The organism is Mesorhizobium sp. M4B.F.Ca.ET.017.02.2.1 (assembly GCF_003998955.1).
GTDB lineage: Bacteria > Pseudomonadota > Alphaproteobacteria > Rhizobiales > Rhizobiaceae > Mesorhizobium > Mesorhizobium abyssinicae.
This window is the reverse complement of record NZ_RZOF01000305.1, coordinates 1-7630: the sequence shown is the minus strand read 5'-3', so window position 1 is coordinate 7630 and position 7630 is coordinate 1. Positions and strand designations below refer to the sequence as shown.

At 63.5% G+C, this 7630-nt stretch carries 6 protein-coding genes; 2 read left to right on the top strand and 4 right to left on the bottom strand.

Annotation, left to right across the window (positions count from 1 at the left end):
* Positions 1-130 precede the first annotated feature (130 nt).
* Positions 131-1519, top strand: a complete 1389-nt coding sequence (gor, locus tag EN738_RS26985) for a glutathione-disulfide reductase (RefSeq protein ID WP_127286356.1) — start codon at positions 131-133, stop codon at positions 1517-1519.
* A gap of 57 nt (positions 1520-1576) precedes the next feature.
* Here gor and mgtE read toward each other — a convergent pair whose 3' ends face one another.
* Both mgtE and EN738_RS26975 read right to left on the bottom strand, forming a co-directional pair.
* On the bottom strand, positions 1577-2941 hold the full coding sequence (gene mgtE, locus EN738_RS26980; protein WP_127286355.1) for a magnesium transporter: 1365 nt from the start codon (positions 2939-2941) through the stop codon (positions 1577-1579).
* 288 nt (positions 2942-3229) lie between these two features.
* The gene (locus EN738_RS26975; protein WP_189605991.1) at positions 3230-5116 is read right to left on the bottom strand and encodes an ABC transporter ATP-binding protein/permease; all 1887 of its coding nucleotides are present in this window, start codon (positions 5114-5116) and stop codon (positions 3230-3232) included.
* A 590-nt stretch (positions 5117-5706) separates the two neighbouring features.
* On the opposite strand from EN738_RS26975, the gene EN738_RS26970 reads away from it, so the two are divergent.
* On the top strand, positions 5707-6141 hold the full coding sequence (locus EN738_RS26970; RefSeq protein WP_127286353.1) for a hypothetical protein: 435 nt from the start codon (positions 5707-5709) through the stop codon (positions 6139-6141).
* A gap of 11 nt (positions 6142-6152) precedes the next feature.
* On the opposite strand, the gene EN738_RS26965 is transcribed toward EN738_RS26970, so the two are convergent.
* Both EN738_RS26965 and EN738_RS26960 read right to left on the bottom strand, forming a co-directional pair.
* Positions 6153-6836 (bottom strand): DsbA family protein, encoded by a 684-nt coding sequence (locus EN738_RS26965; protein WP_127286352.1) that lies wholly within the window; start codon positions 6834-6836, stop codon positions 6153-6155.
* Between the two features lie 20 nt (positions 6837-6856).
* A partial coding sequence (locus EN738_RS26960; RefSeq protein WP_245494735.1) for an ABC transporter substrate-binding protein occupies positions 6857-7630 on the bottom strand: 774 nt, incomplete at its 5' end.

Below are 7630 nucleotides of genomic sequence, written 5' to 3'. Positions count from 1 at the left end.
ACGCAGAACTGATTTGCATCTACAGGCGGCATGACGGCCGCTGGACCAGAAAGCCCGGCTTTGTCCGGGCTTTTCTTTTGCCGCCCGGCAGCCTACCTGTGCCTCGGCCTTTCTCTGCAGGAGTTCCGTGATGACCGCTTACGACTACGATCTTTTCGTCATCGGCGGCGGCTCCGGCGGGGTGCGGGCGGCCCGTGTCGCGGCCGCACTCGGCAAGCGCGTCGCCATCGCCGAGGAATACCGCTATGGCGGCACCTGCGTCATCCGCGGCTGCGTGCCGAAGAAGCTTTACGTCTACGCCTCCCAGTTTCCGGAGCATTTCGCCGATGCCGCCGGTTACGGCTGGACGGTGCCCGAGGCCAGCTTCGACTGGCCGATGCTGGTCGCCAACAAGGACCGTGAGATCGCCCGGCTGGAAGCGATCTACGAGAAGAATGTGAAAGGTGCCGGCGGCGAGACGTTCCATTCGCGCGCCATGCTGGTCGACCCACATGTGGTGCATCTGCTCGGCGACGACCGCACCGTCACCGCCGACCAGATCCTGATCGCCACCGGCGGCCGCCCGGCGCCGCATCCGGCCCTCGTCGGCCACGAGCACTGCATCTTCTCCAACGAAGCCTTCGACCTCAAGCAATTGCCGAAGGCGATCATGGTCGAGGGCGGCGGCTATATCGCCGTCGAATTCGCCAACATCTTCCACGGGCTCGGCGTCGAGACTACGCTGGTCTATCGCGGCAAGGAGATCCTCTCCCGCTTCGACATGGACCTCAGGCGCACGCTGCACGAAACGATGGAGAAGAAGGGCATCAGGATCCTGTGCCATGCGGTGTCGGAATGGGTGCGCAAGCGGCCGGATGGGCGCCTGGACGCGCTCGTCACCGGCGGCAAGGTGCTGACCGTCGACCAGGTGATGCTCGCCATTGGCCGCATCCCAAACACCGAGAACATGGGTCTGGAGGGAGTTGGCATCGAGCTCAGCAAGACCGGCGCCATCAATGTCGACAAATATTCGCGCACCAATATCGACAACATCTGGGCGATCGGCGACGTCACCAACCGCGTGCAGTTGACGCCGGTGGCGATCCACGAGGCGATGTGCTTCATCGAGACCGCCTTCAAAGGCAACCCGACCGCGCCCGACCATGACACCATCCCGACGGCGGTGTTCTCGCAGCCGGAGATCGGCACTGTCGGCCTGTCGGAGGACGAGGCGGTCAAACGCTTTGCCGACATCGAGATCTACCGCGCCAGCTTCCGGCCGATGCGGCATACGCTCTCCGGCCGCGACGAGAAGATGCTGATGAAGCTGGTGGTAGACGGCGCGTCTCGGAAGGTGCTTGGCGCCCATATCCTCGGGCCGGATGCCGGCGAGATGGCGCAGCTTCTGGGGATCCCGCTGAAAGCAGGACTGACCAAGGAAGATTTCGACCGCACCATGGCCGTGCACCCGACGGCGGCGGAAGAGCTGGTCACCATGTACAAGCCGACCTACCGCGTGAAGGACGGCGAGCGCGTCTGATCGTGCGCATATCGCAAGGCCGCCACCAATTCTGTGGGCGACGGCCTTGCCAGGGGTCTACAGCAGCGTGCCGCGCAGGATCACCAGCGCCACCGAGAAGTAGATCACCAGGCCGGTGACGTCGACCAGCGTGGCGACGAACGGCGCCGAGGCGCTGGCCGGATCGAAGCCGATGCGCTTCAGCGCGAACGGCAGCATCGAGCCGGAGAGCGAGCCGAAGGTGACGATGCCGACCAACGCGGCGCCTACCGTCGCCGCAATCCGTTCCCAGTGCGGGCCGTAGTCGTAGAAGCCGAAATACTGCCACAGCGTGATGCGGCATATGCCGACGACGCCGAGGATCGCCCCGAGCACCAGGCCGGTCGGCAGTTCGCGCAGCGCCACCCGCCACCAGTCGCCAAGGCCGATCTCGCGCAGCGCCAGCGCCCGGATGACCAGCGACGTCGCCTGCGAGCCGGAGTTGCCCCCGGAACTCATGATCAGCGGAATGAAGAGGGTGAGCACGATCGCCTTCTCCAACTCGCCCTCATAGCTTTGCATGGCATTGGCGGTCAGCATCTCGCTGATGAACAGCGCGCAGAGCCAGCCGCCGCGTTTCTGGATCATGGCGAGGAAGCCCATCTTCATATAGGGCTCTTCGAGCGCCTCCATGCCGCCGAAACGATGCACGTCCTCGGTCGTCTCCTCGACCATCGTGTCGATGATGTCGTCGATGGTGACGATGCCGAGGATCTTGCCATGATCGACCACCGGCACGGCGAGCAGGTCGTATTTGGAGATCGTCTGTGCCAGGGTCTCTCGGTCGGTCAGGGGGGTGACGGTCACCGGCGCACGATCCGGCGCCACCGACAGGATAGGATCGTCGGGCTCGCCGGTAATCAGACGGCGCAGTCCGGTCGAGCGCACCAGAAGGTGCGTCGCCGGATCGACGATGTAGATCGCGTAGACGGTCTCGCGGGTGCGTTCGACCTTGCGGATGTAGTCGAGCGTGCGGCCGACGGTCCAGTCCGAAGGCACGCAGACGAATTCCGTCGTCATGATCGACGCGGCGCTGCCCTCCGGATAACCCAGAATGGACAGCAGCGTCGCGCGCAGCGGCGGCGCGAGCGCGCCGAGCAGCTCGGAACGGGCCGGCTCCTCGAGCTCGCGCAAAATGTCGGCCGCACGGTCGACGGACATGGCGGTCAAGAGCTTGCTGGCCTTGGCGCGCGGCAAGGCTTCGACGAGCTCCGGAGCGCTTTCGAGTTGCGGTTGGTCGAAGATCTCGACCAGGCGCTCGAAAGGCACGGCGCAAAGCAACTCGATGGCTGTTTCGCGTGGTTCGTGGTTCAGCGCCTCGACGACGTCGGCGACGTGGTCGTTGGCAAGGACACGGGCGACGGCGATGGCTTCGTCGTCCAAGACGGGTACGAATTCGTTCATGGCTCACTCCTTGCCGTCCGGCAGGACGTGAGCCGTCAGGTCACGTCAAGGCGGACGGCGATTGCGTTCGACTGTGACTGTCGCCAGGCATGGCGGGTTGACCTTTCTGCTCGCGGGTTCGGGTTTGAATTCTGCGAGCCGGCGCAACATAGGAGCGCCTCGGCCCGAGTCAATCGCAAGGGCGCGGGAAAACCGCGGCCAATGGCAAGATCGCGACACTGTGATCGCCGTTCAACGGCCCAAGGAACAGCCTGATGCCGGAGGCCGATCGAAGAGAGGGGAGCGAGGCTATTTCTGCTTCAGCCGGCGCGAGAAGCGCAGCCATTTGTCCTCGGGCGGCCTGGGCTGCGCGAGGATGGTGGTGAGTTCGCGCGGCAGGCTCGGCGCGAGCGGCTTCTTGGTGGCGATGCCGTCACTGATCGCCACCACGCTGTGGTAGAAGTCGGCGCCGGTGAGCGAGCGCGGCGGCACGGCCTCATGCATGACGCTGATCACCGTGACATCGGGACAATTGTCCTTGATCGCCTGGTGGAAGGCGACCTTGCCTTCGGGATCGAGTGCGCCGGTCGCCTCGTCGAGGAACAAAAGGCCCGGCTGCTGCAGCAGGATGCGGGCAACCACCAGCTTCTGCTTCTGGCCGCCCGAAAGCACCTGGTCCCAGTTCTTCCCGTCACGGCTTTCGTCGTCCAAATGTTCGATGAAATCGCCAAGGCCTGCCTTGTGCAGGGCGGATGCGACCTGAGCATCGGTGTGGTCGCGCTCGGAGCCGGGCAGGCAGACCAGCTGCTTGAGCGACACCTGCTGCAGCTTGACCTCCTGGGCGGCGTAGAAGTTCTTGACCCCTTCCGGGAAGACGATGGTGCCACGGCCATAGGGCCACAGACCGTTGATCGCCTTGATCAGCGAAGTCTTGCCGCAGCCGGATTCGCCCTTGAGGAAGGTCCACTCGCCGCGCCGGAAGCGAAGGTTCGCGGCGCTCAGGAAGGGCGTCGCATCCTCGCCCTGATGCGCCAGCTCGAGCTTCTGGATGGTCAGGCCGAAGACGGGATTCTGGCCGGCATAGCTGAAGTCGGAGCGGCCGGTCTGCCGGTAGAATTCCTGCGGCTGCTGCACGTTCTCGATGGCGTTGGCCAGTTCCGTCACGCGCTGGCTGTTGGCCCGCAGCGTCGCGATGGCCGGCATGACATGGATGAACCATGAGCACTGGCCGATCAGCGCGTTGACCATTTCGGAGCCGGTTATGTAGCCCTTGAGATCGAAGCCATTGTGGATGAAGGGCACCAGGCCCGGGCCATAGGCGACGATGCGGGCGCCGATGAAATTGTAGATCAGCTCGAACGAGTTGTAGCCGGTGTTGACGATGTTCAGCCGCGCCCAGTTGCGGTCGATATCGGCATAGAGCCGGTTGTGCATGGTCTTCTGCACATTCTCGCCCTGCGACGCTGCGACATGGAAACTGCGGCGCAGGAAGGTGGTCAGCTCGCCGCGATAGCTGCCTTCCGACTGCTGCATCCTCACGTTGAGACGTTCCAGCAGCCTGCCCAGCTTGACCGCGATCCAGGTATTCAACGGCACGTAGAAGGCGACGGCCAGGAAAGCCAGGACCGCGCTGCCGTAGCTGCCGAGGAATTCCAGTCCCCGCACTTCGACCGAGGTCTCGAGCAGCTTCTGGCCGACAAAGTAAAGCGAGGTGGCAACGGCGAGCACGCCCATGGCGAGGCCGATGGCTCCGCCGGTCATGTCCTTGATCGATTCCTGGACCCGCTGGTCGATGTTGTCGGGCGCCAGCGAGTCGGACGAACCGTGCTGGGCGTGGAAATGCGTGTGATTGGTATCGAGGAGCGCCTCGTTGAAGCGGCCGTCCAGCCAGCCGCGCCATTTGCGGTGCAACGTTGCCGAAACAAGGCTGCGTATGCCGGTGAAGCCTGCATCCTTGAGCACGACGATAAGAATGAGGATGCCGGCGTTGGTGAGCAGCGTCTTCAGCGGGGTGGTATTTGCGGCATCGTGGAAGAAAGCAATCGAATTGACCAGTTCGCCGGATGCTTCGGCGAACCACACGCCGGACTTGCTGGACAACGCCGTGAGCAGCGCGATGACGAGGGTGAGGGTCCAGGCTTCCTTCCAGCGATCCGAGAACCAGTAGGCTCGCATCAGTCCCCAGAAGGTTCGCATCGACGACACCGGGGTCAGGGGCGGCTGCCTTCTGGCGTCGCTAGCACTTTTCTCCGATATTGAACGTCTCGGTCTGCCAACCCGAATCACGATCCCGCCCAAACCTTTTTAGTTTTGTTACGGATAGTAACACCAATTGATCATTTTCCATTAATTTTGTGTCGGCGAATGTGAACCGCCACACGAGCCGTTGCCCCTGCGCAACAGATCGCACCGCGATACGGTCGTGCTCAAACGGGATATTTCCCTTTCTTTCAATAAGTTGCGGCTCACTCATGTCGAGTGGAGGACCTTCCCTAAGGGAAACCAAAAACACGGTTTCGTGAACCGATCTGCTCTCCAGCTCAGCTGAATTTCCGTCCGAGGGCGAACCGGAGCGGTCGAAAAGTTGCCTGCTCGCGTCTTTCGGAGCCGGCCTTCGTGATGTTCCCGGGCAGGTCGAAACATGCCGGGAAGCGAAGCGAAGGCGCCCGGCATCGTCCCGATACATCGATCCGCCATTGCTCTTTCAGGCGAACGCCGACTGTGTTCGACGTGCCGGCCGTTCGGTTTCGAATTTTGCACCGGCCCTGGAGCGGAGGAGTTTTCTGATGTTTGCACGGACATTGTCAGCCGCGATGCTATCGACACTCGCCTGGCTGGCGCCGGCACATGCCGGCAGCCAGACCATCCCGGCGAATGCCGAAGGGCAGGTCGAGTTCAACACGCCGTCAGGCAATATCGGCTGCATCTACACGCCGAAGGACGGGACCAGCACCTATCAACCGCAGGACGGCGGCCCCGAGCTGAGCTGCTCGCGCGTCGAGCCGAGCTACATCACCGTCATCCTGGGGCCGAAGGGTCCCGCTACCCAGATCAAGAACCCCGGCGAGCAAGGCTGCTGCGGCGACGTCGCAAAGCTCGCCTACGGAAACAGCTGGAGCAAAGGATCGTTTTCCTGCCAGTCGTCGAAGAAGGGGCTGAGCTGTACGGGCAGCAACGGCCACGGCTTCTTCGTCAGCAAGGCCAAGGTTACGGTGAAGTAAGCCGGTGTTGCTCAGCCGGTCGCTGTTTCCAGTTCGCCCCGCGCCTTGGCCGCGGCCACCTGGCGGATGGCGTCGGCGAGCGTGTCGGCTTCCTGCGCGCCCATCACCGCGTATTTGCCTTCGAGCAGGAAGCAGGGGACACCGGTGATGCCCATGCGCGAAGCGGTCGTGATTTCGGTGCGCACCGCCTCGATATCGGCATCGGTCGGCAGCAGCGTCTCGACCACGGACGCATCCATGCCGGCTTCGCGGGCGGCTGCCGTCAGCACGGCGTGATCGCCGAGATTCGCGCCTTCCTCGAAATTGAGCTGGAACAGCCGGCGCACCAGCCGGTTCTGCACCTCCTCGCCGGCGGCGCCCGCCCAGCGGATGACGCGGTGCGCGTCGAGCGTATTGGCTGCCACCTTGATGGCGTCGAAGGCGAAATGGATCCCTTCGGCCTCGCCCAGCGGCTCGATGCGGGCATGGATCTGGCGAATGCGCTCCTCGCTGCCGAACTTGGCGATCATGTAATCGCGGCGATCCATGCCTTCGGGCGGGATGGTGGGGTCGAGCTGGAACGGCCGCCAGCGGGCATGCACCTCGACGTCGCCCGCGGCGGCAATCGCCCTGTCGAGCCGTTTCTGGCCGATAAAGCACCACGGGCAGACGACATCGGATACGACATCCACCGTGACGGAATTCTCGCCGCTCATCCTCTGCTCCTGTCCGGAATTCAGTTCGGCTTGCGCCACCAGCTTGGCAGCTGATAGCCGAATATGGGGGTCTTTTGCGGATGTTCCAGATAATTCCAGTAAGCGAGCCATTGCTGCGCGTTGTACTGCATCGGCACCATATAGTTGCCGGAGATCAGCAGCCGGTCGAGGACACGAACGGCGGCGACATAGTCTTCCTTGGAACGCGCCCTCAGCATCGCATCGATCGCCGCGTCCACGGACGGGTCGGCGACGCCCGCAAGGTTGAACGATCCTTCGGCGCTGGCGGCGGAAGAACCCCAGCGGCCGATCTGCTCGATGCCCGGCGACAATGAGTTGTTGAAGCCGCTGGAGCCGATCAGTACCTCGAAATCGAAACGCTGCTTGCGCGACTGGATCTGGTCGCCGTCAAGGCTGCGGATGGTCATCTCGATGCCGATCTTCTCCAGCGTGCGCTGGTAAATGGCGGCGAGCCGCTCCTCATCCTGCGAGGCGGTCAGGATCTCGAAGCCGAAGGGATTACCCTGCGGGTCGTGCATCACGCCGTCCTTGACCGTGTAGCCCTCGCTCTTCAGCAGCTCGAAAGCCACCCTCAGCACCTTGCGGTCCTGGCCCGAGCCGTCGGTGACCGGCGGCCGCCAGCTGCCGTCCATGACATTGGCGGGCACGCGGCCGGGGTAGGGCGCCAGCAGCGCCTTTTCCCTGTCGTCGGCCGGATGGCCGAGCGCGGAAAGCTCGGAATTCTGCCAGTAGCTCATGGTCCGGCTGTACTTGCCGCCGAACAGGTTCTTGTT